The organism is Hominiventricola sp., assembly GCF_057604405.1.
The window spans coordinates 174,833-201,319 of record NZ_DBLYVB010000002.1 but is presented as its reverse complement, the minus strand read 5'-3'; the positions used below and the strand labels follow the sequence as shown (position 1 = coordinate 201,319).

The window sequence follows — 26,487 nt, the reverse complement described above, 5'->3', positions numbered from 1 at the left end:
TAGCCTGATACAAACGAAAAAGTCAATACAAATATTACAACTTTGTTAACTATTATGAACTTTTATTTTCATTTTTATGACAAAAAATCAAAAAAAAAACGCTTTTCATGAATTTTTATGAAAAGCGTTCCCGGATTTTGTCTATATTTTTACTTGACGGAATGGTTAATCGCAGTTAACAATGCATCAATGGATGCACGGATAATATCCGGATCGATGGCTGCACCCCAGTGAAGTTTGCCATTCGGAGTCTGAATTCCCACATAAGCAATTGCACTGGAACTGGTTCCTTTGGTCAGTGCATGCTCCTGATAGGTCACCAATTTGTAGTCAAATCCATAAGCTTTCTTCAGCGCGTTGCTGACTGCATCCAGACGTCCGTTACCGGTAGCCGTGGTCACTTTCTTCTCACCCTTGTAGGTAGTTGTTATCTCTGTGGTAATACCATTTACCTGTTTGAAATGAACTTCCGTAATATGATACGGCTCGGTAATTCCAACAAATTTGTCTTCAAATACCTGATAAATTTCTGCCGGCTGCAGCTCTTTGTTCTGCTCGTCAGATACTGCTTTGGCTGCATATCCCATAGCCTCACGCATCTTCGGCGGCATCTCGATACCGTAGTTTCTCTCCAGAATATAACCAACACCGCCCTTTCCGGACTGACTGTTGATACGAATAACATCGGCATCGTAGCTTCTTCCCACATCGGTAGGATCAATAGGCAGATACGGCACGGTCCAGTGATCCGGATGTCTTTCCTCGATCCACTTCATGCCCTTTGCAATCGCGTCCTGATGAGAACCGGAAAATGCAGCAAATACCAACGCACCACTGTATGGATTTCTTTCATTGACCCTCATGCCAGTGTAGTGCTCATAGCCATCGCAGATCTCGGTCATATTGGAAAAGTCAAGTTCCGGATTCACGCCCTGGGCATACATATTCATGGCAACAGTAACAATATCCACATTACCGGTACGCTCACCGTTTCCAAACAAAGTTCCTTCTACACGGTCAGCTCCAGCCAGAAGTCCCATCTCCGTATCGGCTACCCCACAGCCTCTGTCGTTATGGGGATGCAGGGAAACCAACACGTTTTCTCTATATTTCAAGTGTTTGCTGACATATTCGATCTGCTGTGCATAGACATGCGGCATGGAATGCTGTACCGTTACCGGCAGATTAATGATGGCTTTTCTGTCGGCTGTCGGTTTCCATACATCCAGAACTGCATTGCAGACTTCCAGTGCGTATTCCGGCTCAGTTCCGGTGAAACTCTCCGGGCTGTACTCAAAACGATAATTCGCTCCGGCTTCCTCGGTCAACTGCTGCAGCAGTTTTGCACCTTCAACAGCAATTTTAAGGATCTCCTCTTTTGATTTACGGAATACCTGTTCTCTCTGAGAAAGAGAAGTTGAATTATAGACATGCACGATAGCATTTTTTACACCTTTTAATGCTTCAAAGGTTTTGCGGATAATATGCTCTCTGGCCTGAGTCAGTACCTGCACGGTTACGTCATCCGGGATCAGATCCTGCTCAATCAAAGCTCTTAAAAACTCATACTCCGTCTCAGATGCTGCCGGAAATCCTACCTCAATCTCTTTAAATCCAATCTTCACCAGCATCTGGAAGAAATCCAGCTTCTGCTGTAAAGTCATAGGAACCACCAACGCCTGGTTACCATCACGCAGATCAACGCTGCACCATACCGGGGCATGATCCACATACTCTTTGTCTGCCCAGTCCATGCATCTTTCAGGCGGCATAAAATACTGTCTCGTATACTTCTTGTAATTCATCATTGTTTCTTTCTCCTTCATTCTACATTCTTTCACATTTTTCTTCTGTGAAACAAAGCAAACGCCAAAGATTCCTGGGACCGTTTTGTTTTGATATTTCTTACATAACAAAAAAGCCTCCGTCTTCCGGTCTGTTACTAAGACCGAGAGACGAAGGACTAAACTGTTCTACGCGGTACCACTCTCATTTTGCGAAATAGTTCGCACACTTACCGGATACGGAAATTACTTTCTTATATCCTCCCCTTCGTAACGGCAGGGACTCCGTCTGCATCTACTTTCTTCTTATATATAGAAGATTTCGGACAGCCGCTCCGAGGCGAGTTCCAAACATTCTCTCTGCTGTCTCACACCAACCGACAGCTCTCTGAAATCAAGTCCGAATGTACTATTCCTCATCAACGCATTTACTTATTTCACTGAAAATTATGATAGCAAAACCTGTCGCAAATGTCAAGTTGTACTTTTTTATTTAATCGCATCCAGAGCTGCAGAAATATCTGCAATAAGATCTTCCTTGTCTTCCAGTCCAAGGCTGATGCGAATCAGTTCTGCTGGTACTCCTGCTTCCTTTAACTGTTCATCATTCATCTGTCTATGGGTGGAAGTTGCCGGATTCAGGCAGCAGGTTCTGGCATCTGCCACGTGAGTTTCAATAGCGCCCAATTTCAGGTTTTTCATAAAGATGGAAGCTGCTTCGCGCCCCCCTTTTAATCCAAAGGAAACAACACCGCATCCACCGTTCGGCAGGTATTTCTGTGCTCTTTCATAATATTTATTTGAGGGAAGCCCCGGATAATTAACATAGGCTACCTTTGAATGGTTCTCCAGAAATTCTGCCACAGCCTGTCCATTTTCTACATGCTTTGGCATCCGCACATGCAGGGACTCCAGACCCAGATTCAGGATAAAAGCACTTTGCGGAGACTGCATACAGCCCAAATCACGCATAAGCTGTGCGGTACATTTTGTAATAAACGCGCCCTCTTTTCCGAATTTTTCTGCATAAGTAATTCCATGATAACTCTCATCTGGTGTGCAAAGCCCCGGATATTTATCAGCATGTGCCATCCAGTCAAACTTTCCGCTGTCCACAATAGCTCCGCCAAGGGCCGCTCCATGTCCATCCATATATTTGGTAGTGGAATGAGTAACGATGTCAGCCCCCCACTCAATAGGTCTGCAGTTTACCGGTGTCGGGAACGTATTGTCCACCATCAGAGGAACACCATGGGCATGAGCCACCTTCGCAAACAGTTCAATGTCCAGAACCGTCAGAGCCGGATTGGCAATGGTCTCTCCAAACATCAATTTTGTATTCGGTTTGAATGCCGCATTTAACTCCTCTTCCGTTGCATCCGGAGATACAAAGGTTGCTGTAATTCCCATCTTTGCCATAGTGACGGCGATTAAATTAAAAGTCCCCCCATAAATAGAAGAAGATGCCACGATATGATCACCACATTCGCAGATATTGAACATTGCCATAAAATTCGCCGCCTGGCCACTGGATGTGAGCATAGCTGCCGTTCCGTCTTCCATTGCTGCAATTTTGGCTGCCACATGATCATTGGTAGGGTTCTGCAAACGACTGTAGAAATATCCCTCCGCTTCCAGATCAAACAGTTTTCCCATATCCTCACTGGTGTTATACTTGAATGTGGTAGACTGAATAATCGGCACCTGTCTCGGCTCTCCATTTCCCGGTGTATAGCCTCCCTGCACGCATTTTGTTCCCATTCTATACTCGCACATATTTTAAACCTCCTTTGTTTGTTTTATCTCTAATAGTTGATTCATTTTATCGCAAAAAGTCTGTTCTTTCCTATATAATGTAGTCTTCCTATATGCTATCCCCGCCAGCCGGAATATTCTCTGCCGGAACAGCTCAATACAAGTGCATACCAGATGAACAATCACCGCAATCAATGCTGCATAAATGACAGCCCAGTGGGTTCTTGCCACCTTACTGGCACGGAAGGTATCCCATACCAGATATCGGATCAGATAATTATCATGAATGAGATAAACGCCAAATGCTGCTCCTGCTACTTTCAGGATCAGTCCATCGAATCTTGTCTCTTTCCATGAAAAATTTCGAACCGCCACAAAAAGAGAAAATGTAGACAGCAATGCCAGTGGTGAATTATAATTCAGAAAATATCCCGTATCCTCCAGGTGAAGTTCTACAGATGCATAAACACTTGCAAGCACCAGTAATGAACATCCCACATATCCCAAAATTCCATAAAGCACATACTTTCGATCTGCTTTCATATGAAGCTTCACATACCCAGCCAACAATACCAGAAAGAGAAATCCGGGCAGATCCCGCCCGTTGAAGGATCCATAGGTATCCGTCTGAAACAGCATATGGTTAACACTCAAAAACCATGTTAAAAGCACCAATAGATATTGATACTGCTGCTTGCTGATCCGTGTTGCTATCATCCCAACAAATGGTATCAGAAGCACTATCGCCATATAGACGGATGCAAACCAGTAGGTCTTCGAAGAAATCGGCAAAATTGCCTTTACTCCATCTGCCCATCCGGCCTGTCCAAAAAGAGCTGACAGCAGGAAAATGTTGAGGGAATAAAAAGCTACTTGCTTCCATAATTTTATCGCACGCTCTGACTTAAATGACCGGTCAATGGCAAAATAGCCACCGATCATCACAAAGCAGTTCACATGAACTACTGAAAACGACTGAATTAAATAAGAAAGAAAATAGTTTACTGTGCCATATCCAAGTTTTGCAGTTACTCTTCCATGAAACAGACAGTGCCCAATCACAATCATATACATACAGAGAATCCGGAGCAGTTCAAAATTTACCTGGCGTTTCTTATGCATTACTATCTCCATTATGGTTCCTCCGTCTCATACAGATGGTTTTCCGTCACAATCCGTGTTCCCTTATCTCCGTCCCGGACCACAATATTTACAATATAACGGTCATCGACCGGATAATCCAACTTCGGAATCATAAACCTTATCTGATTTGTATCAGAAAGAGAGGTATCATATAACATAGAGTACAATCCGTTCTCATCCTGCTGCTGCCAGGTTCCCTGGAACATCCGTTTCTTACCACTCTCTTCACTCTCCAGCCACAGAAATACACTCTTGCCTTCCAGTTCCTCCGGCGCCATATTTACCGTTCCCTCGATCACATCATATCGATCTGCCTCCGCCGTATAAATGCGGTCCAGTGTGGCACTGTAATCTTCGCTTTCCTTCAAGCCTGACATTTTGTAATTCAGTGCAAACAGGCTGAAATTTCCAATCTGATTTACTTTGGAATAGGTAATAAAAATACCATCATAGAGATCCTGTAAGTGCAGCATCAAATGTTCCAGCATCGTATCTGTCACAAACACGGCCCGGTCGCTCTGGTAAAGAGAGGTCATAAGGTTTCTCCATCCATAAGCCTCCAGATTATCTACCACCTGGGGAGATTCTGTTTCCCAACCACCCAGCGTAAAGACATTCGTCAGATAATCCTCCGGAAGTTTTTCAAAAATGGAATAACCAAGCTCTACTCCATTGTTACTGATAGGAGCAAACGTATAATACAGATCTTTCCTTTTCGTAATCACATCATAGAGCTGCCGGAATGCCACGCTCTCCTCCGATTCCTGCAAAGAAGGCTTTCCAAGGGGCCGCACCAGCATATTCACTCCCAGCCCGGTAGTCAAAAGCACACCTGCCATTCCAGCTGCCACAAAACGCCGGCCTTCCAGCCGCTCCTCCCATTGCCTTCCAAGTCCTTCCTGAATCGCAGACCAGACAAAGATCATAAAACACAAAAGGCATGCTGTCACTACAATAGGAAGCACCCGATAGATCTTAATAAAGTATACATAAATTCCCAGAAGCGCTGCCCCCGGCCAGAAAACCGCTACATATCCAGTCCATTTTCTCCGTTTCAGTGAGGCAATGGGAAACAGCCATAACAGCCATCCCAGCACGCCCAACAGGAATAATGGTTTTTTAGCCAGAATCAGCAGATAATCCAGCAAGTATTCCCACTGAAAAGGACGGTCCTTTCGGAAAGCTACGATTTCTTTGAATAATTCAGCTGTGTACCGGTCACTGTCTGCAATAAGCCAATTTTGCAGGTTAAGCACATCCGTCCGCTTCAGCCCCAATTCTTCATACTCCGTCTGATATTCGTTCCAATCCGGAACACCATAGTCCAGAAGCTTCTGACGGGCTTTGTCATATTCCTTATAATGGGCCTCTGCACTTCCAGGTGTATAAACCAGTATATTCTCTGCTGCAATGCTTCCAAATACCAGTGCAAATGCAGCCAGACACGGTACGCAATCACGAAGCAGAAAGCCTTCCCAGTCTTTCTTCTCCCATCCCCTCAGTAAAAGAGTAATCCAAAAGCCAAAAGCCAGAATGCTCACCATGCCAAAAGCCTGGAATCGAATCCAGCCTCCCAAAAGAAGAAAAAAAATGCCTGCCGCCATGATCAGAAATTTCTGCAGTTTCTTTTCCACCGCAAATTTTCCATCTGCTGTTCTGCCTGCGCAGAACACCAGTACATATCCTGCCGCCGTTACAATGGCTGCTGTTTTCGTATATTGCAGTTCCACATAAAGAGGCGACAATCCTGCCAGAACCAGCATCAGTGCCATGACCATTCCAGTCTTCTTCCATCTGGCAATCCAGGTACAGCCAATTGCTGTCAGTGACAGAAAAATCAATCCATACATCACCAATGTATAACAGTTCCATGCCGGGAACAGCATATAGAAACATTTCAATATCCATCCAAATGCACTGTGCAGATAAATAAAATACTGCGTATAACTTCCATATGCCCCGGAGGCAATGGCCGCCAGAGTAAATTCGTCATTGGAACCATAATATGGATGCAAAAACTTTACTGCATATCCTACTGCTGCTATATGAAATATAAAAAACAGGAAAATAAGTTGTCCTGTAGAAATTCTGTTCTTCTTCAACCTTATTCCTCTCACAATGAAAATAATGTAAAAAACCGCCACAGACGGAGTACCCGCAGGTGCTCCGTGCCGTAGCGGCCTCAAAAATCTTAGTTGTCCAGAAGTTTTCCTTCTCCGTTCCAGCTGTACAGCTTACGGATCTCTTTACCAACCTTCTCTGACGGATGCTCTGCAGCCAGTTTTCTCATAGCTTTGAAGTGAGCCTGTCCGCCTGCCGGAGACATATCCAGAAGGAAGTCTTTTGCGAAAGTACCATCCTGGATGTCTTTCAGGATCTGTTTCATAGCCTTCTTGGTATCCTCGGTGATGATCTTCGGTCCGGTGATGTAATCGCCATACTCAGCGGTGTTGGAGATAGAATATCTCATGCCCTCGAAACCAGACTGATAAATCAGGTCAACGATCAGTTTCATCTCATGAATGCACTCGAAGTATGCATTTCTCGGATCATATCCAGCCTCAACCAGAGTCTCAAATCCTGCCTGCATCAGTGCACATACGCCTCCGCAGAGAACTGCCTGCTCACCGAACAGGTCGGTCTCAGTCTCGGTACGGAATGTAGTCTCCAGAATACCTGCTCTTGCTCCACCGATTGCCAGGCCATATGCCAAAGCTTTCTCAAGAGCTTTGCCACTTGCATCCTGATGAACAGCTACCAGACACGGAGTTCCTTTTCCTGCCTGATACTCACTTCTTACAGTGTGTCCCGGAGCCTTCGGTGCGATCATGGTAACGTCAACATATTTCGGCGGTACGATCTGATTAAAATGAATATTGAATCCATGGGAGAACATCAGCATGTTGCCCTCTTCCAGGTTCGGCTCGATATCCTTTTTATACATAGCTGCCTGAAGCTCATCATTAATCAGAACCATGATGATGTCTGCTTTCTTAGCTGCCTCTGCTGCAGTATATACCTCAAATCCCTGCTCCTCAGCTCTCTTCCAGGATTTGCTGCCTTCATAAAGTCCAATAATTACATGGCATCCGGACTCCTTTGCGTTTAATGCCTGTGCGTGTCCCTGGCTGCCGTAACCGATAACTGCGATTGTCTGACCTTCCAGAGCTGCAAGATTACAATCTTCCTGATAGTAAATCTTTGCCATTTTCTTTTCCTCCATCCTTGTATGTGTTTGCTTTATTTCTGCATAAAATCATAGTCCATCAGCTGTCCGTCTTCCCCATACATCTTTACGTCGAAGGTTCCTCTGGACAGACCTGTAAGACCGGTCCGTGCAAGTTCAAGAATCTCAACATCCTTTAACATACGAAGGAATGCACTCAGCTTTGACTGGCTTCCGACAAGTTCGATCACCAGTGACTCTATGGAAACATCTACGATTTTAGCCCTAAAAATATCAGCGATGGAAATAATGTTCTGGCGATTCTGTTCATTACAGAGTACCTTTACCAGAAGAAGTTCCCGACATACGGAGCTGTCCGGCTCCAGTCTTTTAATATCCACCACATCTTCCAGCTTATTCAGCTGCTTTTCGATCTGATCCAGAATGTTGTGGTCACCGGTTGTAACCACTGTCGCCCGGGAGTAACGGGGATCCGCTGTCACACCAACCGTCAGGCTGTCAATATTATAACCTCTGCGGCTGAAGAGACCGGCAATACGACTTAAAACACCGGATGTATTATCTACCAGAATCGAAAAAACTACTTTTTGCATCTATACCCCTGCTTTCTGTCTGTAATTCAAATCTTATATCATCACATTTTATCAATGATACATAGCTTTGTCAATTATTGATCGTCAAATCCGCCAAATAATTATCAAGAAAAGTAAATCTTGTATCAATATAGGCTTCAATCTCCGTCGTGCCTTCCACATTCTCACTGTCCGGCCAGCGCGCCGTGTCCCTTCCAAATGCACCGGATTCCACCAGATATTTCATCTGTTCCCGGGCATATGATTTCCAGTAATCTTCCGTCAGAAAATCTGCTCTCCAACTGTCCCATGTTGTTTTCATATCCTCCGGGAGTGCAGTATCAAAGGCCTGCATATTCCGGAACACCTCTTCGTTCAGCCATCGAGTCGTTAATTCAGGATTGTAACGGATATTCTTAATATCCTTGTCCTCTCCCTGTTCAAAATCATCTCCCCAGGAATAGTTCTGGTCCCAAGGGATTCGGCGAATCGTAAAAGTACCGTCTGCATGCATCTCGGTACTGTAAAAAATATTTTTGAACCGGTTATCCATACCTGCAATGGCATTGTAATAGAGGTCGTAGTTAATAAAATTCTGCCGGTCAATACAACGGTAGAGTGTCGCAAGATCCGACTCTGACTCCATATTGTAACCGCTGTTCCAGAATGTCTGAAAGGGTGTCCAGATTCCATCATACCAGTCTTTTCCACCCTTTTTAATATTAATTCCACCGCAGGAGAAAGACTGGGATGCATTGCTCTCCGCAAAAAGATCATCATCCGGCCACTCATCATTTCCCACTTTGTAGATCAGATCTTTGGTTTTGTCAAGATTTAAGGATTTATAATCCGTGGGTTCCACCAACCCGTAAAGTCCCTGATACTCTCCATTCAATACCAATTCCACATATTCCATCTTACAGCCGGCATCCGTCTTCGTCTCCGTCCGGTCCGCAATCTGGTTCCACAATTCAATAGACAGCTTATCACGCAGTTTGCTCCGGTCAGAATACATAGCCTTCAGCTGCCAGTTATTGTCCTTACGCATACCAAGGAGGGACTCTTTTCGGTCTGTACTTCCATCATCATTCAGAAGATCCAGGCGGTAGCCAATCTTTTCAAACCGCTTGCTGGCATTTCCACGGATATTATAATAAGCATGGCTGTCCAGCACATCATATTCACCAGAAGGAGCAAAGACCGGATCCAGCAGCCGGATGGTGGTGCCATCCTCTCCCATAGTTCCGTCAATGCTCAGCATCGGCATTCCGGTAAACAGCACCGGTATTTCCGCATATTCCGAATCCGTGTATACTAGGCAATAGAAAACTGTTCCCTCTTGAATAGAGTGATTCAGATCCTGGAATCCATCATTTTCTTCAAATACAGCAGAGACCTCCTGACCGTCCACCTGGGCGGTCAGGACACCCTTCCAGTATCCTTCCGACAGGCTCTGGGAAATATAATACCGCCCTTCTGTCTGTTCCCAGGCAGCTTCCACTCCATTGACAAAAAGCTTCGCTCTGGAAGGATCCACCATCTCTGTCCGTTTATCCCGGATTTTCTGATAAGCCTGCTCCGATATTCTGGAGACATCCATCACCGAAGACGTATGATGCATGGCTGCCGCCCACACAAAGATGCAGAATATCAGAACACTGCTTACTAATACTATTTTTTTCTTCATACTTACAGATTCTTCTTCACATCAGCAATATATTCCGGAGTTGTCCCACAGCATCCGCCGATCACAGATGCTCCGCAGTCTCTCAGATGAAGCAGGTGTCGTGTAAATTCTTCTTTCTTCATACTGTAAACAGCCTCTCCGGTCTCTGTAATGGTCGGCATACCGGCATTGGGTTTTGCCACCACCGGGATGGATACGGTTTCATGAAGCTGACTGATAACTGCAGATAACTGATCCGGCCCGACAGAACAGTTAACCCCCACTGCAGCTGCCCCCATGGCTTCCATAGTCGCAGCTGCTTCAAATACGGTACCGCCAAAATAAAGGGTGCCGTCTCCTTCACAGGTGAAGGAAATAATAAGTGGAAGATCACAAACCTCCCTTGCCGCATCACAGATCACAGTTGCTTCATCCTGAGACAACAGGGTTTCTGCCACCAGAAGGTCTACTCCTGCTTCGGCCAACAGCGTAATCTGTTCCTTGTAGATCTCCATCATACTGTCATAAGTCATGGGACCATAAGGCTCCAGCCCTTTTCCGGTCGTGGACATGTCACCGGCAATCAGCACCCGGTCTCCGACATTCGCTTTGGTCCGCTTTACCAGTTCCCGATTCAGGACCTCCACATTTGCTTCCAGTCCCATACCTTTCAGGGTCTCTCTGTTGGCACCGAAGGTCGGGGCATAGATGACCATTGATCCGGCATCCGCATATTCTCTCTGCAGACGGGCAATCTCTTCCGGATGTTCATAGACCCACTGCTCTGTACTGACACCTACCGGCATTCCCATCTTTCTCAAACAGGAACCGGTTCCTCCATCCAGAATCACCGGTCCTTTCTCTTCTACTAATACGCGAAATTCTTCTCTGGTCATTTTATTCTGCCTCAACTTTCCTTGTCTTTTTTCTTCTTTTTCTCCGGATCATGGCACAATACTTTCAAAATCAATGCTGCTCCTCCGAACATCAGCACCAGCATAATCAAATAATTATACAGACTGGTATAACGGAACACAAACTCTGTTCCCGCAATGACAGATGCCACAATCATCAAAAATCCGGCTCCTGTCAGGAGTTTTGCCCCAAATGAATCGGTATTTACACAAATCCAGATTACGCCAACAATAAATGGCACTACCACTAAACCACCGTTCAGCCGCATACCGCCAAGTCTTAGGCTATAAAATGCTGTATGTACCGCCACACTGGATAAGAACCAGTAACCACCAGATACTAACATTGCAAGTCCGATCAAAAACTGTGCCAAAGGATTTCCTTTCTGTTTCATATCATTCTCCTTCTTACATCAGTTTTTTTCCGCAGTTCGGACAGAATTTCATACCCTCTGTCTTTGTACCGCATTCCGGACAGAATTTGCATCCGCCTGCCGGGGCTGCCGTATTGCCGGAAGAAGCCGGGGCCGCCTGCTGCTGTGCCTGCTGACCTGCAAAATTCTGCTGCATCTGACCCGCCATCTGCTGGCCCATCATCATGCCCATGGCCATGCCTGCCATATCAGACGCCGTACGGCCGCCGCCATTTCCATTTGCCATGGCGTCCAGCATGGACATCTGCTGATAACGTCCCATGTCACCGACAACGCTCTGGGATGCGGTCTTGGTTACCATCTTCTGGATCTCTTCCGGATAGGTAAAGCTGGAAATATTAAAGACGGCAATGCTGATACCGATCTTCATCATCTCCATATCCAGATCTTCCTGAATTCCTTTTGCAATGTCAAAGGAATTGGCCTGCAGGTTGAACATATCTTTGCCTTCCCGCACAATCCATTTCATCAGAAGCTGATCCAGCATGGAAGTAACACGCTCTTTCACATCATCGATAGTGAACTGCTGTTTCACACCTGCAATCTTCTCAATCAATGCCGCATGGTCGCTGATCTTGCAGCAGAAAGTTCCGAATGCACGAATGGGCATACCTGCAGGAAGTCCCGGTGCCGGAATGTTAATAGGATTCTTGGTACCCCATTTCACGGTCACTTCTTTGGTATTGATAAACAGCACTTCCGCGCGGATTCCGCTGTTAAAGCCAAATTTGAAGCCTTTTAAGGTAGACAGGAACGGGATAATCTCAGACTCGATGTCAAAGCTTCCCTCATCTGTAAAAATACCCTCTACTTTTCCGTTGTACAGGAAAATTGCATCTTGCCCCGGACGGATAATCAGGCGGCTGCCTTTTTTGATTTCCCGGTTGCTCCATTTCCAGAACAGCACATCATCTCTGTATTCTTCCCACTCTACCACATTGGCAAACTGATTTCCAAATAAACCCATATTCTATGATACCTCCTGTATCCATATGTATTCTGCAGGCGTCAATTCATCTGCCTCATATTCGCAGACCGTCTCCGTCTCATTCTTCTGCAGGCCATAATCTTCCTCGCCGCCAGATGTTGCCAGGAAGAACATACCAATAATTGCCAGTACCAGAAGGATTATCAATGTAATCTTCGCTACACTCTTCGGATACTCGCCCTTCACCCGCCCGGTCTGTCCATTAATCAGCACCGTATAGGTCTTGTTTTTATATCGATAAGCAGTGGAATAGACTGGAAGCAACACGTGCTTATAGGTTTCTGCATCATAATGCTCATCCATGCGAATACTTCGCACATGATCATAACGTCGCAACACATCCTGTTCAACCATACTGTAAAGGGCCGCACTCATTCTTGTTCTTGCCGCGCGGTGCGCATCCTTCAGATCCACTGTATAAATCTCCGAGCTGTATCCGGACAGATAATCCGGGGAATAAGCCGGAATATCCATGGTATTGAACGGCTCAATTCCCTCTATGAGACTTTCATCCAGATGATTGGATGCATGAATCAGCACATCATCAAAAAAATGATTGACATGGCCTGCTACCGGATACCAGTCCGTTACTACTTCTGTATAGGTCTTGCCATCTTTATCTTTTCTCGTCACCTGACGGTCTCGACCACCTTCTGCGCGATAATCTACTTTCGCATCTGCATCAAATGTCCAATAAGGAATATAAATTCCCTGCAATTTGTCCTGCTGATACAAGTGCTTTAACTCTCCAGGAGCCAGCCATCTTCCTTTCATCCATTTACGGAAGCATTCTCCTACTTTGTTTTTGTCAATTTGGAAAGGGACAACTCCATCGGGTCGAATGCCAGCAATCTGTTTATCTGCCAGTACAAAAGGTGTACCGCAATACGGGCAGTCTTTTGCCGTGCTGGTTGCTTCCACTTCCACCATCGCTCCGCAGGATGGACACTGCATGGTGGATGATTTCTTTTCTCCTGCCTTCACCGTTCTTTTTGCATAATCTGTCAGCTTATGTTCCTTTACCGTCTGACGGTTTGCCTCAATTTTTTCTTCTGTCCCGCAGTTCGGACATTTCAAAGACTGAGTGGCAACATCAAATTCCATGACGCCACCACAGTTTTTACAATAGTAGATTTCTCCCACGGTTTTTCCTCTCGCGTTTTATTTCTGTACAGAAACTGCCGCAAAGACATTCTCTGCGGCAGTCTGACTCTTATAATCCCATTTTTGCTTTTAATGCAGCCAGTTCATCATCTACTGCGGATCCGGCTCCATCATCATCATATTTTGCCGCAAGACTGTCAATATCGTCTTCTTTTTCTGCATTCAGTTCAGCCATTGCATTGGCCTGATCCAGCATACGGTCTGCTTTTTCTTCCATCTTTGCAAATGCAGACATGTTATTCTGTGCACCTGCTGCGGAGCTTCCGATCTTGTTCAGTCTCTCCTGCGTCTTGGCAACTGCCATTTTCGCTTTGATCGCATCTTTTCTGGCATTCAGATCACTGATGTCTTTCACCAGTTTATCATGCATCTCGTGCATTTTCACAGCATTACTATGTGCAAGGTCATAAGATTTCTGAAGTGCATCCTGTTTGGATGTGAGCTGCTGCTTTTTCTCCAGGAACTGGCGGGCGTCATTGTCATTTCCAGCCACAATGGCCTTTTCTGCATAACGCTGCATCTTCGCAATCTCTTCATTACACTCATCCAGCTGGCGTTTGCATTTTGTCTCCTCTGCCATCACAGCTGCAGTCTCAGCTTTTACCTTTCCAAGATCACTTTCCAGATTGCGCAGATACTGATCTACCATCTTCTCCGGGTCCTCTGCCTTGTCCAGTAATGCATTCAGGTTCGCAGACATAATATCCCCAAATCTTTTCATAATTCCTGCCATTCCCTTGTCCTCCTTCATGTGAGTAAATTATTTATTTCCATGGCAGTTCCGGGTGCTCAATTTTCTTATCTCTAAGCATCAGGTCTGCCAGGGCTTCCCTTGCCGGTTTATCTTCAAACAGTACTTGATTGACTTCCTGTACAATCGGCATATCAATTCCATATTTTTCTGCCAGTGTCTTTGCTGCTTTTGCAGAATTGACACCTTCCACTACCATCTTCACTTCATCCATGGCTTCCTGCATCGTCTTCCCCTGACCGATGAGAATACCTGCCCGCCGGTTCCGGCTGTGTATGGAGGCACAGGTAACAATAAGATCACCGATACCTGTCAGACCGTTAAAGGTCTCGATATGTCCACCCATGGCCACACCCAGACGACTCATCTCCGCAATTCCTCTGGTGATCAGTGCTGCCTTGGTATTGTCCCCACAACCAAGTCCATCTGCAGCTCCTGCCGCCAGCGCAATAACATTTTTCAGTGCACCACCCAGTTCAATGCCTAACATATCCGGACTGGTATAAACACGAAATACCTTATTCATAAAGAGATTCTGAATGTACTCCGCTGTCTCCCGGTCTTTTGCTCCTGCTACCACAGTGGTGGGAATGTCTCTTCCCACTTCTTCCGCATGGCTCGGTCCGGACAGGACTGCTGCCCGGCATTGTGGGATCTCCTGCGCAATCACATCTGTCAGGATCATCAGTGTACTTTCTTCAATTCCCTTTGACACATCCACAATAAGCTGTCCCGCTGCCACGTACGGCGCCATTTTTTTTGCCATGCTGCGGATGGACGGGGATGCCGTTGCCAGTACAAGAATATCTTTTCCCTCTACGGTCTGTTCCAGATCCGTAGTACATAGAATGTCATCCGGAAGTTTTACCCCCGGAAGCTTTGACTTGTTTTCCCGCTCCTCTCTGAGCATGCGGGATTCTTCTTCCCGTCTGGACCACAACGTCACTTCATGTCCGTTTTTGCTTAAGACTCTCGCCAGAGCTGTTCCCCAGCTTCCTGAGCCGATGACTCCTGCTTTTGCCATAGCTCAATCTCCTCTCCGCCAAAACCATTATTTTTTCTGAAAAATTTTATTTTCTGTTCCGCTTAACAGGCGTTTGATATTCGTTCTGTGACGATAAATGGCCATCAGGGAAAGTGCTGTACACACCAGATAAAATTCCAGTAAATGTCCCTGACTCATTCCATAATACCCTCTCTGTCCAAGAACAGCAATATCTATGACCAGCTCAATGACTACCAAAATGGATCCCAGGGATACATATCTGGTCAGTCCTACTGTCAGAAGGAAGGTGGCTGCCTCCAGAATCGTCACGATTGGTCCCAACGTCAGCACCAGTCCTGCTGTGCAGGCAATGCCTTTGCCGCCGCGGAATCCCAGCTGTACCGGAAAATTATGTCCCAGTATAGCTCCGGCAGCAGCATACATACCTAGCAGCGGAAGCATGTCACCATGAGTCCGTGCAAAAATAACTTTTACCAGAACAACAGCAAGCACTGTTTTTGCCACATCTCCCAGGAGCACGATCACTCCTGCTTTCTTTCCGAGGACACGAAGGGCATTGGTAGTTCCCGCATTACCACTTCCGTATTCCCGGATATCAATTCCGTTCATTTTTCCATAGATATATGCGGTCTGGAATATTCCGAACAGATATCCGATCGCCAGACATACGATGCGTTCCATATCAGTCTGATTCCTTTCTCTCACGTATAATGAATTTCAAAGAAGTTCCCTTAAAGCCAAACGCTTCACGGATCTTGTTTTCCAGATATCTCACATAAGAGAAATGCATCAGTTCTTTATCATTAACAAACACAACAAAGGTCGGTGGTTTTACCGATACCTGAGTTACATAGTAAATCTTCAGGCGCTTACCTTTATCTGAAGGCGGCTGCTGCATGGCAACTGCTTCCGTCACAATCTCGTTGAGTACTCCTGTCTGTACGCGGAGAGTCTGGTTCTCAATCACCATATCAATGGTTTCAAACAGCTTCGGAAGACGCTGGCCGCTGACCGCTGAAATGAACAAAATTTCCGCATAAGGCATGAAAGACAGAACTTCTCTTACCTTTCGGGTAAATTCATAGATGGTTTTATCATTTTTCTCGATGGCATCCCATTTGTTGACTGCAACAATGATGCCCTTTCCTCTCTCATGGGCAATTCCAGCAATTTTCGCATCCTGTTCTGTTACCCCCTCCTTGGCATCAATCACAACAACGACCACATCGGCACGTTCTACAGCAGTTACCGTACGGATAATACTGTAACGCTCCAGTTCTTCCTTAATCTTATTCTTTCTTCTTAATCCTGCTGTATCAATGAAAACATATTCTTTTCCATTCCAGCAGATATCCGTATCAATGGCATCACGGGTGGTTCCTGCGATATCAGATACAATCACCCGGTTCTCACCGGTCAGTTTGTTGATGATGGAAGATTTTCCAACATTCGGTTTCCCGACTACAGCAACCTTCGGGCGGTCATCCTCTTCCTGTTCTTCAGATTCCTCCGGAAAATGTTTCACTACTTCATCCAGCATGTCACCAATTCCCAGACGGGAAGACGCAGATACAGGTACCGGATCACCGATTCCCAGATTATAAAACTCATAGACATCTGCCATGAATTTCTGGAAACTGTCTACTTTGTTCACAACCAGAATCACCGGCTTATGGGAGCGGCGCAGCATATCTGCCACCTTGGAATCTGCATCCTGAAGTCCCTGACGGACATCTACCAGAAAAATAATTACATCTGCCGTATCAATGGCAATCTGCGCCTGCTCACGCATCTGTGCCAGAATAATATCACTGCTGTCAGGCTCAATACCACCGGTATCAATCAATGTGAAGGAATGGTTTAACCAGTTTACATCTGCATAAATACGGTCGCGGGTAACACCCGGCGTATCCTTAATAATCGAAATATTTTCTCCTGCAAGGGCATTGAACAGTGTGGATTTTCCCACATTCGGGCGCCCTACAATTGCAACTACAGGTCTGCTCATGTCTTACCTCTTTCTCTCTATTTGTTTAAAATACAATTTACAAAATCATTTCCGCTTGATTCTACTATGGATACTTTGATTTGTAAAGCAGTTTGTAACTGCTCAACTGTCATGTCATCTAAAAATACCGGTTCATCACTCTTGAGCATATTCGTCGTAAGCAACAGCTCCTCTCCCAGATCTTTTCCCTTCAGCTGATTCACCAGATCCTGCCCGGTCAAAAGCCCGGCAACCGTAATCTTCCCGCCAAAGAACTCATTTTTCACTGTAATGACCTGTGCTTCCACACCTGGGTATTTCCCCCGGATAGACGCTACATGCTCCCTGAGATATGGTGCTGCCAGTTCTCCGGTAGCAATGGTCACTTTTCGTTTTCTGTCATCCCCCGGAAGATCTGCGAGACATGCATCCACTTCTTCTTTCAGAAGCCGTACCATACCGACACCATTTTCCAGCTGAAGATAGCCATCATACGTCGTTTCTTCCGGCATAGAACGTTCTGCAAGAATATACCATTCATCCCCCGCATGAATAAAATGCGTTCCATATTCCTTTACCAGTTTTTCCTGCCAGCTATGAATCAAGTCCAGAACCCTGCAGGCATCTTCCTTCGTGAAAGGTTCCAGCGGATACAGGCCATCACGATATCTGGTCAGTCCTACCGGCACCACCGATACACTCTGGAGTTCCGGCATAAGCGTCACCAGATCCCGAATAGATCGATCCAGTTCCTCCCCGTCATTCACACCACGACAAAGAACAATCTGTCCATTCATGACAATACCTGCCGCTTTGAGTCTTTGTACCTTGTCCATAATATCTCCGGCAAACCGGTTATGAAGCATTTTGCAGCGAAGTTCCGGGTTGGTCGCCTGAAAAGAAATATTAATAGGGGAAAGTTTGTAATAGATAATTTTCTCCAGATCATGCTCATTCATATTGGTGAGCGTCAGATAATTTCCCTGTAGAAATGACAGACGGGAATCGTCATCCTTAAAATACAAAGTGTCCCGCATACCTTTCGGCAACTGGTCTATAAAGCAGAACATACATTTATTTCTGCAGGAACGGTAATCATCCATCAGACCATTTTCGAATTCCATTCCCAGGTCATCTTCGTATTCTTTTTCAATCTCCAGTTCCCACTCTTCGCCATCCGGCTTACGAATCACAACAAGTACTTCTTCTTCATTCATTAAATACCGGTAATCAAAAACATCCTCCGGTTCCTGACCATTCACCGATACCAGTACATCACCAGGCTCAATCTCCAGTTCTTCGGCAATACTTCCCGGTGCTACTGCGCTTACAATATGTTCCATGTATCTATATTCACCTTGTCCTTCTTTTTACGTCCAGTCAGAATGCCCATTACAGGCATTCTTTGTTTTCTACTATACAGGATTTGCTAACAAATTGCAACTATATGACTTGACTGGTACTGTGTGAAAATGATATAAATGAAGTAATGGTTTTACATAAAAGACTGGAGGAAAATTATGTCTGAAAATTATTCCTATGAGAGTATTCTTCCCATTGCCCCGTTAAAAGTGGTTGCGCTGGAAGGCTGCCTCGATATGGCGCAGAGAGTAGATCAATATCTGGTAGAATTCCGCGAAAAAGGAAATCAGGATTTCCAGAATACACCGAACTTTCACGGCTATCACGAAGATTCCTATCTTCTGAAAAGTGCGTGCCCCCGCTTTGGTACCGGAGAGGCCAAGGGAATTCTCTATGAATCCGTCCGCGGTGCTGATCTGTTCATTCTTGCAGATGTAACTAATTACAGCCTGACTTACAATGTATGTGGTCACGAAAATCATATGTCTCCGGATGATCATTATCAGGATATCAAACGTATCATTTCTGCTGCAAACGGAAAGGCCCGCCGTATCAATGTAGTGATGCCCTTCCTCTATGAAAGTCGGCAGCACAAAAGAACCCAGCGCGAATCCCTGGACTGCGCCTTCGCATTACAGGAGCTGATTGATATGGGGGTCTCCAACATTATCACCTTTGATGCCCATGATCCCCGTGTCTGCAATGCCATTCCATTGTATGGATTTGACAGTTTCAATCCTCATTATCAGTATATCAAAGCACTCACCCAAGCAGCACCGGATTTAAAAATCGATAAAGATCATTTGATGGTTATCAGCCCGGACGAGGGTGCTATGGAACGTGCCGTTTACTTTGCAGGTGTTCTTGGTGTGGATATGGGTATGTTCTACAAACGCCGTGATTACTCCACTATTGTCAATGGAAAGAACCCCATCGTTGCCCATGAGTTTCTCGGCGACGATCTGCACGGTAAAGATGTCATCATTATCGACGACATTATCTCCTCCGGAGAAAGTATGCTGGACGTTGCACATCAGATTAAAAACCGCGGTGCAAAACGCGTTTTCGTCTGCGCTGCTTTTGGCCTCTTCACCGACGGACTGGAGAAATTTGATGAGTATTATGAGAAAGGCTATATCAGCCATGTGATCACCACCAATCTGATTTACCAGTCACCGGAATTGCTTTCCCGTCCTTATTACACGGAAGCGAATATGACCAAATTCCTGGCGGCTATCATCGACTGTATCAATCACGATGTGTCTACCGGACACGTCAACGATCCAACCGAGCGTATTCAGAGAGTGCTGGAACGCATGAAATAGGAATAAAAAAGGCAGGATCTCTTCACCGCGAAGAGTCCTGTCTCTTTTTTCTTTTATTTTCTTTTTCGGATTTACAATTTCTTTCCTTTCAGGATAACCTGTACCGTACTTAAATCATCCTCTTTTAAAAGCACCAGATTGGCTATCTTGCCCGGCGTGATGCTTCCGTACTGGTCATAGATTCCCACAGATTTTGCAGAATTAACTGCCGCACATTTGACTGCGCTTTCCAGCGGAATCCGCATCTTCTGTACAACTACCCGCACACAATCCATCAGGTTCGTTGCGGAGCCTGCAATCGTACCATCTTCCAGTGCTGCCAGATTACCGGTCTTGATGACCTTCTGACCACCCAGTGCGTATTCGCCGTCCGGCATACCGGTCGCTTCCATGGAATCACTGATCAGGATAATCCGGTCATCTCCAAACATCTTAAAAGTCTGTCTTACCGTTACCGGATGAATGTGGATGCCATCGCAGATCATTTCTGCTTCCACCTTCTCATGATCCGCAGCCGCCCCTACCACTCCCGGTGCGCGATGAGAAAGTCCTGACATGGCATTATAAAGATGAGTCACATGATGAACGCCATGTTCAAATGCCTCGGATGCCTCCTCATAATCGGCAGTCGTATGCGCTACGGAAAGAACTACTTCGTCTTTCAGTGCTTCAATGCATTCTTTTGCTCCATCCACTTCCGGTGCGATGGCAAGAAGCTTCACCATGCCGCCGGATGCTTTATTCAATCTCCGGAACATCTCTGCGTCCGGCTTGTGTACGAAATCTCCATTCTGGGCACCTTTTTTTGCCATGGCAATGAATGGTCCCTCCATGTTGATACCACAGAGAGTTGCCCCTTTTTCGTTTCGGTAGGAAGCTGCTGCCTCGCAGATTTTCTGAAGAGTATCCTCGCCCAGCGTCATAGTCGCCGGAACAATGGTGGTAATTCCCTGGGATGCCTCATACACTGCCATTGCCTCAATGGACTCATGCGTACCATCACAAAAATCATGTCCCACGCAGCCATGGAAATGAATATCGGTAAGTCCGGGAATCAGATAACAGCCTTCTGCATCCAGCACTTCGTCATCGCCGCTTTTCTCGGAAATCAATTCTCCGTCCGTATATACGTCTTTCTTTTCAAAAATACCTTCTTCTGTATATACCTTTGCGTTGATAATTTTCATCTTACCGCCTCCTGCTTACAGACCGCATTTGGACAGCGCTGCTTCATCAGCAACAATTGTTACATCGGGATGCATCTGAAGGATAGATGCCGGAACCTGCGGAGTAACCGGTCCAAAAAATGCGTTCTTTACAGTCTCTGCCTTGTCCTCACCACTGACAACAACCAGAATCTTCTTTGCCATCATGATAGTCTTGATACCCATGGTATACGCCTGCTTCGGAACCTCGTCGATGGACGCGAAAAATCTCTTATTTGCCTCAATGGTTCTCTCCTGCAGATCGACACAATGAGTCTCCGTCTCAAATGCTTCGCCCGGCTCATTGAATCCAATATGTCCGTTGTGTCCCAGGCCAAGAAGCTGCAAATCCACACCGCCGGTAGAACGAATCACTTCTTCATATCTTGCACACTCTTCTTCTGCATTCAGATTCATGCCATTCGGAAGATGCGTTCTCTCCGGATTGATATTTACATAATCAAATAAATTATGATTCATGAAATAAAAATAGCTCTGATCATTCTCTCGGGGCAATCCCTTGTACTCGTCCAGATTGACCGTTGTTACATCACCAAAATCCAAATCACCCTTCTCATACCATTCGATCAGCTGTTTATAGGTTCCGATTGGAGTAGATCCGGTAGCCAGGCCCAAGACGCAGTCCGGTTTCATAATTACCTGTGCAGAAATAATGTTTGCTGCTTTACGGCTCATGTCATTGTAATCTTTTGCTTTAATAATTTTCATCATTCTTCACCCTCTTGTAGTTATTTCCTTGTACTGTCTTTATTCTAGGGTCTGGCTGGCTTTTTGTATAGGCACTATCTTGTCACGACTATGGAAGATTTTCACTTCGCAAAATTTCCTTATTTTAATCCGAGAAATGCCGCCAAATTTCCGCGCTGTCCATGACTGGCTCTGTGTGAAAATAAAAGTTCATGATTACAGCAGGTACAGATATTAGTAATACTAAGATGCTCCGGACGGATACCTGCCTCCAGGAGTATCCGTTCATTGGCATTCCACAGATTCAACTGATATTTTCCATTGCCTTTGCGGTATACAAGCCGATCATCCAGCTGATCTGCAAATTCATCCATAAACGCCTGTGCCACATCCTCACTCACTTCATAGCAGTCCTGACAAATAGACGGGCCTATGGCAGCCTGTACATCCTCTGGACGAGTCCCAAAGGCTTCCTTCATACGCTCCAGGGTCACTTTTCCTATGCGGTGAACCGTTCCCTTCCAGCCGGAATGAGAAAGGCCAACGGCTTTATGAACCGGATCCACGAAATACAACGGCACACAGTCTGCATAAATGGTGACAAGCATGAGTCCCGGCGTATCTGTGATCAGGCCATCCACGTCCGTGTAATCCCGCTCCCGATCAAATCCTTTTCCCCTGTCGGCTTCCGTCACCAGGCGCACATTGGTCGTATGGGTCTGATCGGACAACACCAGATCTTTCGTTTCAAAACCAATGGCCATTCCCATTCTTCGGAAATTTTCCCGGACCTTCTCCGGATCATCTCCCCTAGTAAAACTTAAATTCATAGAAGACAAGCATCCTTCACTGACTCCTCCCAGTCTCGTAGAAAAACCATGGCGCACCAATCCCATGTTCTCTAAATTCTCAAACACAAAATATGGTACGCCATTTTTCTCCACAAGCCGCATGTCTTCTGCTTCTGTTTTTCTCTTCCACATCATTTCTGCGTCTCCTGTTTTCACCTGTAATCAAATGCATTTACAATGTGCCGGATTTCCTGTCCCAGCACACAGATTACGTCAAAGCGGCAGGGTTGGTTCAGCTTTTGCTTCTTCCAGCAATAATACTCTGCCACTCTGGAAATCTTTTTCTGTTTCCGATAATCCACTGCCTCCGCCGGATCACCAGCCTCACTGCTTCTGCGATATTTGACCTCCACAAAAACCAAATACCCATCTTTTTCCGCAATCAGGTCAATCTCGCCCTGACGGCACCGGTAGTTTCTTTCTACAATCTGATACCCATGGCCTTCCAACCACTTTGCCGCTAGTCCTTCATACTCACTGCCTGTTTGCCGTTTATTCATACACCGCTTATTCTCCACAAATATTGCGGATAAAGGTTCTCCGATGAAGCGGACAGGGACCATATTCCCTAAGAGCCGCCATATGAGCTGCTGATCCATAGCCTTTGTTGGATGCAAAGCCATACTCTGGATACTTTGCATCCAGTGCTTCCATCATCCGGTCCCTTGTCACCTTGGCAACCACGCTGGCTGCCGCAATAGAAAGACTTTTTGCATCGCCTTTAATAATAGGCACCTGCTTCTGCGGGAGTCCTGGAATGGTGACTGCATCGTTCAAAAGGATATCCGGACATACGCTCAATTTGCCGACAGCCTGCCGCATAGCTTCATAGGTTGCCTGTAAAATATTGATATCATCAATGACTTCCTGGCTGATCACGCCAATGCCCACGGCTACCGCTTTCTCCATGATTTCATCATAGAGAAGCTCCCGTCTGCGGGCTGTCAGTTTCTTAGAATCATTGAGATATAGAATCTGACAGTCTTTCGGGAGAATCACCGCGCCAGCCACTACGGGGCCTGCCAGCGGGCCTCTGCCCACCTCATCAATACCACATAAGATTCCCAGCGGTCCATATTCTCTCTCATACATCAGCATGCCCTGAATCCGTTCGATTTCCGCTTCCAGTTTCTGCTGCTTTTTTAATTCCCGTTCTTCTTTTTTCGTCATTACTGATGCCTCAAAATTCCGATCTTGGAAAGCGGCCAAATCCGTACCCATGCCCTTCCAATAATCTGATTTCGTTTAATCTTTCCTACGCTTGGATCACGGCTGTCCGTACTGTCATTGCGGTTATCTCCCAGAACAAAGTACTCATCGTCGCCCAACGTAATGGGATCTGCTGCCATTCCGGAATTTTTCATCACTTCTCTTCCATAAGATTCACCCAGCACTTCGCCATTTATATAAATAGTTCCATCCACAATCTGTACTGTCTCACCTGGAAGCCCAATAATTCGTTTGATAAAATATGTATTGTCTTCATACTGATAAGGAAATACAATAATATCGTATCGTTTCGGATCTGAAAAACGGTAAGTCAGCTTATCTACAATCAAATTGTCGCCATCACTTAACGTATTCTCCATGGAGCTGCCGCTTACATAGGTTCTCTGTCCCACAAAATGAATGATCAGAAACGTCACACCCACTACCACTGCTACATAGAGCAGAAAGCTTAAGATCTCCCGCACCAGACCACGTCCTTTTTCCTCTGCACTCATTCTTCTACCTCTTCCACTTATCAGTTTTTTATTTATTCGGAAACTCAAGGGTAATTTTTCCCAGTCTTCCGCTGCGGAAATCATCCATCAGGAAGGAAGCCGCCTTTGCAAGATCCGCTTCGCCGCCTTTAGAAAGACATCCTCTTGCCGCTGCAATTGCCGGAAGAATTTCCTCTTTTTTCATACCTTCCGCTACTGTAATCTTATAACGTTCCTCCAGAGCTGCCGGAAAATGTGCCAGAAGAAATTCTCCCAATTCTACTGCCAGTTCTTCCAGATTCAAAATTTCATCATTCACAGAACCTAACATTGCCAGACGAAGCCCTACCTGCTGATCATCAAATTTCGGCCATAAGATTCCTGGAGTATCCAGAAGTTCTACCTGCTTATTCAGGCGGATCCACTGTGCTCCTTTTGTCACTCCCGGCTTATTACCGGTTTTTGCACAGGCTCGCCCTGCAAAACTGTTAATAAACGTGGATTTTCCTACATTCGGAATTCCAACTACCATAGCTCGTACCGGACGATTCAGAATTCCTCTCTTACGGTCTCTCTCCGTCTTTTCCTTACATGCATCCTGGATGACTGTCTGTACTTCCTTCATGCCATTCTTGCTTCTGGAATCCAGCTTTACTACAAAGCAGCCTTTCTCCCGAAAATACGCTGCCCACGCATCATTGGCCCGTTCACTGGCCAGATCCGCTTTATTCAGAAGAATCAGTCTCGCCTTTCCTTTCCCGAGATCATCAATATCCGGATTACGGCTGGAAAGAGGCGCCCTTGCGTCTACAAGCTCAATAATCAGATCTATCAGCTTAATATTTTCCTGCATCATTCTCCGGGCTTTTGTCATATGTCCCGGATACCATTGAATATTCATATGTCTGCTCCTTTTCTATTGCCCTTTGGGAATCGGTCCGAAATTCTCCCAGGGAAAGCTGACGAACCAGGCTTTTCCATAAATATCTTCTGTCTTTACATTACCTATATCTGCATTACGGCTGTCCTCACTCTGATTTCGGTTATCTCCCAACACAAAATACTCTCCGGTTCCTATCGTAATCTCATCCTCTGCCACACCGGCATAATCCATCTGTTCACTGCCAAGTCCGGTTTCAAAGAGATCTCCATTTACATAGATAAAGCCATCTTTAATTTGAACCTTATCCCCCGGAGCGGCAATGACTCTACGCATATAATAATGAGAGTTTGTATTTCCATTTGGTTTAAATACCACTACATCTCCCTGTTTTGGTGCCGACAAAAGATAACTGAATCGATTGACCAGCACCGTATCGCCGCTGTGGATGGACGGTTCCATGGCCTGGCCGATACAGGTGAGTGCCGTCATAAAATAGAAAACGAGAATGCAGCCAATGGCAAATGCCAGAATACACTCCCCTGCCCACAAAAGAATCTCCTGAACCGCAGAAGCCTGAATTCGCTTTCTTCTTCTGTAAAAACTGAGTCCTTTTCTTTTTCTCAAGCGTTCTGCCTCCTTAGGTAAAAAAAGGGACATAATACTCTCGTATATGTCCCTCACATTCACAGCTTATTCACCGCCGTAATTATTTTACAAGCTCTTTAACCTTTGCTGCTTTACCAACGCGGTCTCTTAAGTAGTTCAGTTTTGCACGTCTTACTTTACCATGACGAACAACTTCTACTTTCTCTACGTTCGGGGAATGCAGCGGCCAGGTTTTCTCTACGCCGATACCGTTGGAATTCTTTCTAACAGTGAAGGTTTCTCTGTTGCTTCCACCCTGTTTCTTCAGTACGGTTCCCTCGAATACCTGAATTCTCTCGCGGTTACCCTCTTTGATCTTTGCGTATACTTTTACAGTATCTCCTACGCTAAAGCTCGGTACTTCTGCTTTCAGCTGTGCAGCCTCAAGGCTCTTAATAATCTCGTTCATTGTGTTCCTCCTTATTCACTTCGATGTTCTTAATACCCTTCCGGT

Annotated in this window: 26 protein-coding genes and 1 other annotated feature; of the genes, 1 reads left to right on the top strand and 25 read right to left on the bottom strand. The window is 45.6% G+C overall.

From position 1 onward, the window contains the following. Window positions 1–149: 149 nt before the first annotated feature. The 16 genes from ACZMB2_RS03080 to ACZMB2_RS03005 all read right to left on the bottom strand — a co-directional run bounded on the left by ACZMB2_RS03080 (window position 150) and on the right by ACZMB2_RS03005 (window position 18,694). The gene (locus ACZMB2_RS03080) at window positions 150–1,808 is read right to left on the bottom strand and encodes a 2-isopropylmalate synthase (protein ID WP_487595452.1); all 1,659 of its coding nucleotides are present in this window, start codon (window positions 1,806–1,808) and stop codon (window positions 150–152) included. Between the two features lie 140 nt (window positions 1,809–1,948). Further along, window positions 1,949–2,216, bottom strand: a binding site (T-box leader). Window positions 2,217–2,273: 57 nt separating this feature from the next. After that, window positions 2,274–3,560 (bottom strand): O-acetylhomoserine aminocarboxypropyltransferase/cysteine synthase family protein, encoded by a 1,287-nt coding sequence (locus ACZMB2_RS03075; protein ID WP_487595451.1) that lies wholly within the window; start codon window positions 3,558–3,560, stop codon window positions 2,274–2,276. 3 nt (window positions 3,561–3,563) lie between these two features. Then, on the bottom strand, window positions 3,564–4,673 hold the full coding sequence (locus ACZMB2_RS03070; RefSeq protein WP_487595450.1) for an acyltransferase: 1,110 nt from the start codon (window positions 4,671–4,673) through the stop codon (window positions 3,564–3,566). Continuing rightward, complete coding sequence (locus ACZMB2_RS03065; protein WP_487595449.1) at window positions 4,673–6,784, bottom strand: hypothetical protein; 2,112 nt, start codon at window positions 6,782–6,784, stop codon at window positions 4,673–4,675. The genes ACZMB2_RS03070 and ACZMB2_RS03065 overlap by 1 nt, the downstream gene beginning before the upstream one ends. 89 nt (window positions 6,785–6,873) lie before the next feature. Beyond that, window positions 6,874–7,890: a ketol-acid reductoisomerase gene (gene ilvC / locus ACZMB2_RS03060; protein ID WP_487595448.1), complete on the bottom strand. Its 1,017-nt coding sequence runs from the start codon at window positions 7,888–7,890 to the stop codon at window positions 6,874–6,876. Between the two features lie 32 nt (window positions 7,891–7,922). Next, the gene (gene ilvN / locus ACZMB2_RS03055; RefSeq protein ID WP_487595447.1) at window positions 7,923–8,462 is read right to left on the bottom strand and encodes an acetolactate synthase small subunit; all 540 of its coding nucleotides are present in this window, start codon (window positions 8,460–8,462) and stop codon (window positions 7,923–7,925) included. A gap of 70 nt (window positions 8,463–8,532) precedes the next feature. Then, window positions 8,533–10,128 (bottom strand): CotH kinase family protein, encoded by a 1,596-nt coding sequence (locus ACZMB2_RS03050; RefSeq protein WP_487595446.1) that lies wholly within the window; start codon window positions 10,126–10,128, stop codon window positions 8,533–8,535. 2 nt (window positions 10,129–10,130) lie between these two features. After that, a complete protein-coding gene (locus ACZMB2_RS03045; RefSeq protein ID WP_487595445.1) occupies window positions 10,131–11,003 on the bottom strand; it encodes a homocysteine S-methyltransferase family protein in 873 nt (290 codons plus the stop codon). An 11-nt stretch (window positions 11,004–11,014) separates the two neighbouring features. After that, window positions 11,015–11,416: a hypothetical protein gene (locus ACZMB2_RS03040; protein WP_487595444.1), complete on the bottom strand. Its 402-nt coding sequence runs from the start codon at window positions 11,414–11,416 to the stop codon at window positions 11,015–11,017. Between the two features lie 13 nt (window positions 11,417–11,429). Continuing rightward, entirely contained in the window at window positions 11,430–12,422 is a 993-nt protein-coding gene (locus ACZMB2_RS03035; protein ID WP_487595443.1) for an SPFH domain-containing protein, read from the bottom strand. Window positions 12,423–12,425: 3 nt separating this feature from the next. Then, on the bottom strand, window positions 12,426–13,586 hold the full coding sequence (locus ACZMB2_RS03030) for a TFIIB-type zinc ribbon-containing protein (RefSeq protein WP_487595442.1): 1,161 nt from the start codon (window positions 13,584–13,586) through the stop codon (window positions 12,426–12,428). 70 nt (window positions 13,587–13,656) lie between these two features. After that, window positions 13,657–14,340 carry a PspA/IM30 family protein gene (locus ACZMB2_RS03025; RefSeq protein WP_487595441.1) on the bottom strand — a complete coding sequence of 228 codons (684 nt, stop codon included), beginning with the start codon at window positions 14,338–14,340 and terminating at the stop codon, window positions 13,657–13,659. A 31-nt stretch (window positions 14,341–14,371) separates the two neighbouring features. Next, window positions 14,372–15,382 carry an NAD(P)H-dependent glycerol-3-phosphate dehydrogenase gene (locus ACZMB2_RS03020; protein ID WP_487595440.1) on the bottom strand — a complete coding sequence of 337 codons (1,011 nt, stop codon included), beginning with the start codon at window positions 15,380–15,382 and terminating at the stop codon, window positions 14,372–14,374. 27 nt (window positions 15,383–15,409) lie between these two features. Continuing rightward, a complete protein-coding gene (gene plsY / locus ACZMB2_RS03015; protein ID WP_487595439.1) occupies window positions 15,410–16,045 on the bottom strand; it encodes a glycerol-3-phosphate 1-O-acyltransferase PlsY in 636 nt (211 codons plus the stop codon). Window position 16,046: 1 nt separating this feature from the next. Beyond that, window positions 16,047–17,372, bottom strand: a complete 1,326-nt coding sequence (gene der, locus ACZMB2_RS03010) for a ribosome biogenesis GTPase Der (protein ID WP_487595438.1) — start codon at window positions 17,370–17,372, stop codon at window positions 16,047–16,049. 17 nt (window positions 17,373–17,389) lie between these two features. Continuing rightward, on the bottom strand, window positions 17,390–18,694 hold the full coding sequence (locus ACZMB2_RS03005; protein WP_487595437.1) for a DUF512 domain-containing protein: 1,305 nt from the start codon (window positions 18,692–18,694) through the stop codon (window positions 17,390–17,392). A gap of 177 nt (window positions 18,695–18,871) precedes the next feature. Between ACZMB2_RS03005 and ACZMB2_RS03000 the strand changes: the two genes are divergently transcribed. Next, on the top strand, window positions 18,872–20,038 hold the full coding sequence (locus ACZMB2_RS03000; RefSeq protein ID WP_487595436.1) for a ribose-phosphate pyrophosphokinase: 1,167 nt from the start codon (window positions 18,872–18,874) through the stop codon (window positions 20,036–20,038). A 71-nt stretch (window positions 20,039–20,109) separates the two neighbouring features. Here the strand turns inward: ACZMB2_RS03000 and nagA are convergent, their stop codons facing one another. The 9 genes from nagA to rplS all read right to left on the bottom strand — a co-directional run bounded on the left by nagA (window position 20,110) and on the right by rplS (window position 26,442). Beyond that, on the bottom strand, window positions 20,110–21,225 hold the full coding sequence (gene nagA / locus ACZMB2_RS02995) for an N-acetylglucosamine-6-phosphate deacetylase (protein ID WP_487595435.1): 1,116 nt from the start codon (window positions 21,223–21,225) through the stop codon (window positions 20,110–20,112). Window positions 21,226–21,240: 15 nt separating this feature from the next. Beyond that, window positions 21,241–21,972, bottom strand: a complete 732-nt coding sequence (nagB, locus tag ACZMB2_RS02990) for a glucosamine-6-phosphate deaminase (protein ID WP_487595469.1) — start codon at window positions 21,970–21,972, stop codon at window positions 21,241–21,243. Window positions 21,973–22,091: 119 nt separating this feature from the next. Beyond that, a complete protein-coding gene (gene pgeF / locus ACZMB2_RS02985; RefSeq protein WP_487595434.1) occupies window positions 22,092–22,937 on the bottom strand; it encodes a peptidoglycan editing factor PgeF in 846 nt (281 codons plus the stop codon). A gap of 17 nt (window positions 22,938–22,954) precedes the next feature. Next, window positions 22,955–23,302: a YraN family protein gene (locus ACZMB2_RS02980; RefSeq protein WP_487595433.1), complete on the bottom strand. Its 348-nt coding sequence runs from the start codon at window positions 23,300–23,302 to the stop codon at window positions 22,955–22,957. A 7-nt stretch (window positions 23,303–23,309) separates the two neighbouring features. Further along, on the bottom strand, window positions 23,310–23,972 hold the full coding sequence (gene rnhB, locus ACZMB2_RS02975) for a ribonuclease HII (protein ID WP_487595432.1): 663 nt from the start codon (window positions 23,970–23,972) through the stop codon (window positions 23,310–23,312). Beyond that, the gene (gene lepB / locus ACZMB2_RS02970; protein WP_487595431.1) at window positions 23,972–24,526 is read right to left on the bottom strand and encodes a signal peptidase I; all 555 of its coding nucleotides are present in this window, start codon (window positions 24,524–24,526) and stop codon (window positions 23,972–23,974) included. Before lepB (ACZMB2_RS02970) ends, rnhB begins: the two co-directional genes overlap by 1 nt. 28 nt (window positions 24,527–24,554) lie before the next feature. Further along, entirely contained in the window at window positions 24,555–25,406 is an 852-nt protein-coding gene (gene ylqF / locus ACZMB2_RS02965; protein ID WP_487595430.1) for a ribosome biogenesis GTPase YlqF, read from the bottom strand. Window positions 25,407–25,421: 15 nt separating this feature from the next. After that, window positions 25,422–26,012 carry a signal peptidase I gene (gene lepB, locus ACZMB2_RS02960; protein ID WP_487595429.1) on the bottom strand — a complete coding sequence of 197 codons (591 nt, stop codon included), beginning with the start codon at window positions 26,010–26,012 and terminating at the stop codon, window positions 25,422–25,424. 82 nt (window positions 26,013–26,094) lie between these two features. Continuing rightward, complete coding sequence (gene rplS, locus ACZMB2_RS02955) at window positions 26,095–26,442, bottom strand: 50S ribosomal protein L19 (RefSeq protein WP_118769861.1); 348 nt, start codon at window positions 26,440–26,442, stop codon at window positions 26,095–26,097. Window positions 26,443–26,487: the final 45 nt, after the last annotated feature.

Bases quoted from the DNA above. Each gene is read 5' to 3' on its own strand.
- nagA (WP_487595435.1), bottom strand. From the start codon at position 21,225: ATGAAAATTATCAACGCAAAGGTATATACAGAAGAAGGTATTTTTGAA.
- ACZMB2_RS03075 (WP_487595451.1), bottom strand. From the start codon at position 3,560: ATGTGCGAGTATAGAATGGGAACAAAATGCGTGCAGGGAGGCTATACA.
- ilvN (WP_487595447.1), bottom strand. From the start codon at position 8,462: ATGCAAAAAGTAGTTTTTTCGATTCTGGTAGATAATACATCCGGTGTT.
- ACZMB2_RS03025 (WP_487595441.1), bottom strand. From the start codon at position 14,340: ATGGCAGGAATTATGAAAAGATTTGGGGATATTATGTCTGCGAACCTG.
- ACZMB2_RS03040 (WP_487595444.1), bottom strand. From the start codon at position 11,416: ATGAAACAGAAAGGAAATCCTTTGGCACAGTTTTTGATCGGACTTGCA.
- ACZMB2_RS03080 (WP_487595452.1), bottom strand. From the start codon at position 1,808: ATGATGAATTACAAGAAGTATACGAGACAGTATTTTATGCCGCCTGAA.
- ACZMB2_RS03070 (WP_487595450.1), bottom strand. From the start codon at position 4,673: ATGGAGATAGTAATGCATAAGAAACGCCAGGTAAATTTTGAACTGCTC.
- ylqF (WP_487595430.1), bottom strand. From the start codon at position 25,406: ATGAATATTCAATGGTATCCGGGACATATGACAAAAGCCCGGAGAATG.
- der (WP_487595438.1), bottom strand. From the start codon at position 17,372: ATGAGCAGACCTGTAGTTGCAATTGTAGGGCGCCCGAATGTGGGAAAA.
- ACZMB2_RS03020 (WP_487595440.1), bottom strand. From the start codon at position 15,382: ATGGCAAAAGCAGGAGTCATCGGCTCAGGAAGCTGGGGAACAGCTCTG.
- rplS (WP_118769861.1), bottom strand. From the start codon at position 26,442: ATGAACGAGATTATTAAGAGCCTTGAGGCTGCACAGCTGAAAGCAGAA.
- ACZMB2_RS02980 (WP_487595433.1), bottom strand. From the start codon at position 23,302: ATGAATAAACGGCAAACAGGCAGTGAGTATGAAGGACTAGCGGCAAAG.
- rnhB (WP_487595432.1), bottom strand. From the start codon at position 23,972: ATGACGAAAAAAGAAGAACGGGAATTAAAAAAGCAGCAGAAACTGGAA.
- lepB (WP_487595431.1), bottom strand. From the start codon at position 24,526: ATGAGTGCAGAGGAAAAAGGACGTGGTCTGGTGCGGGAGATCTTAAGC.
- ACZMB2_RS03000 (WP_487595436.1), top strand. From the start codon at position 18,872: ATGTCTGAAAATTATTCCTATGAGAGTATTCTTCCCATTGCCCCGTTA.
- ACZMB2_RS03035 (WP_487595443.1), bottom strand. From the start codon at position 12,422: ATGGGTTTATTTGGAAATCAGTTTGCCAATGTGGTAGAGTGGGAAGAA.
- plsY (WP_487595439.1), bottom strand. From the start codon at position 16,045: ATGGAACGCATCGTATGTCTGGCGATCGGATATCTGTTCGGAATATTC.
- ACZMB2_RS03045 (WP_487595445.1), bottom strand. From the start codon at position 11,003: ATGACCAGAGAAGAATTTCGCGTATTAGTAGAAGAGAAAGGACCGGTG.
- pgeF (WP_487595434.1), bottom strand. From the start codon at position 22,937: ATGATGTGGAAGAGAAAAACAGAAGCAGAAGACATGCGGCTTGTGGAG.
- ACZMB2_RS03050 (WP_487595446.1), bottom strand. From the start codon at position 10,128: ATGAAGAAAAAAATAGTATTAGTAAGCAGTGTTCTGATATTCTGCATC.
- ilvC (WP_487595448.1), bottom strand. From the start codon at position 7,890: ATGGCAAAGATTTACTATCAGGAAGATTGTAATCTTGCAGCTCTGGAA.
- nagB (WP_487595469.1), bottom strand. From the start codon at position 21,972: ATGAAAATTATTAAAGCAAAAGATTACAATGACATGAGCCGTAAAGCA.
- ACZMB2_RS03005 (WP_487595437.1), bottom strand. From the start codon at position 18,694: ATGGAACATATTGTAAGCGCAGTAGCACCGGGAAGTATTGCCGAAGAA.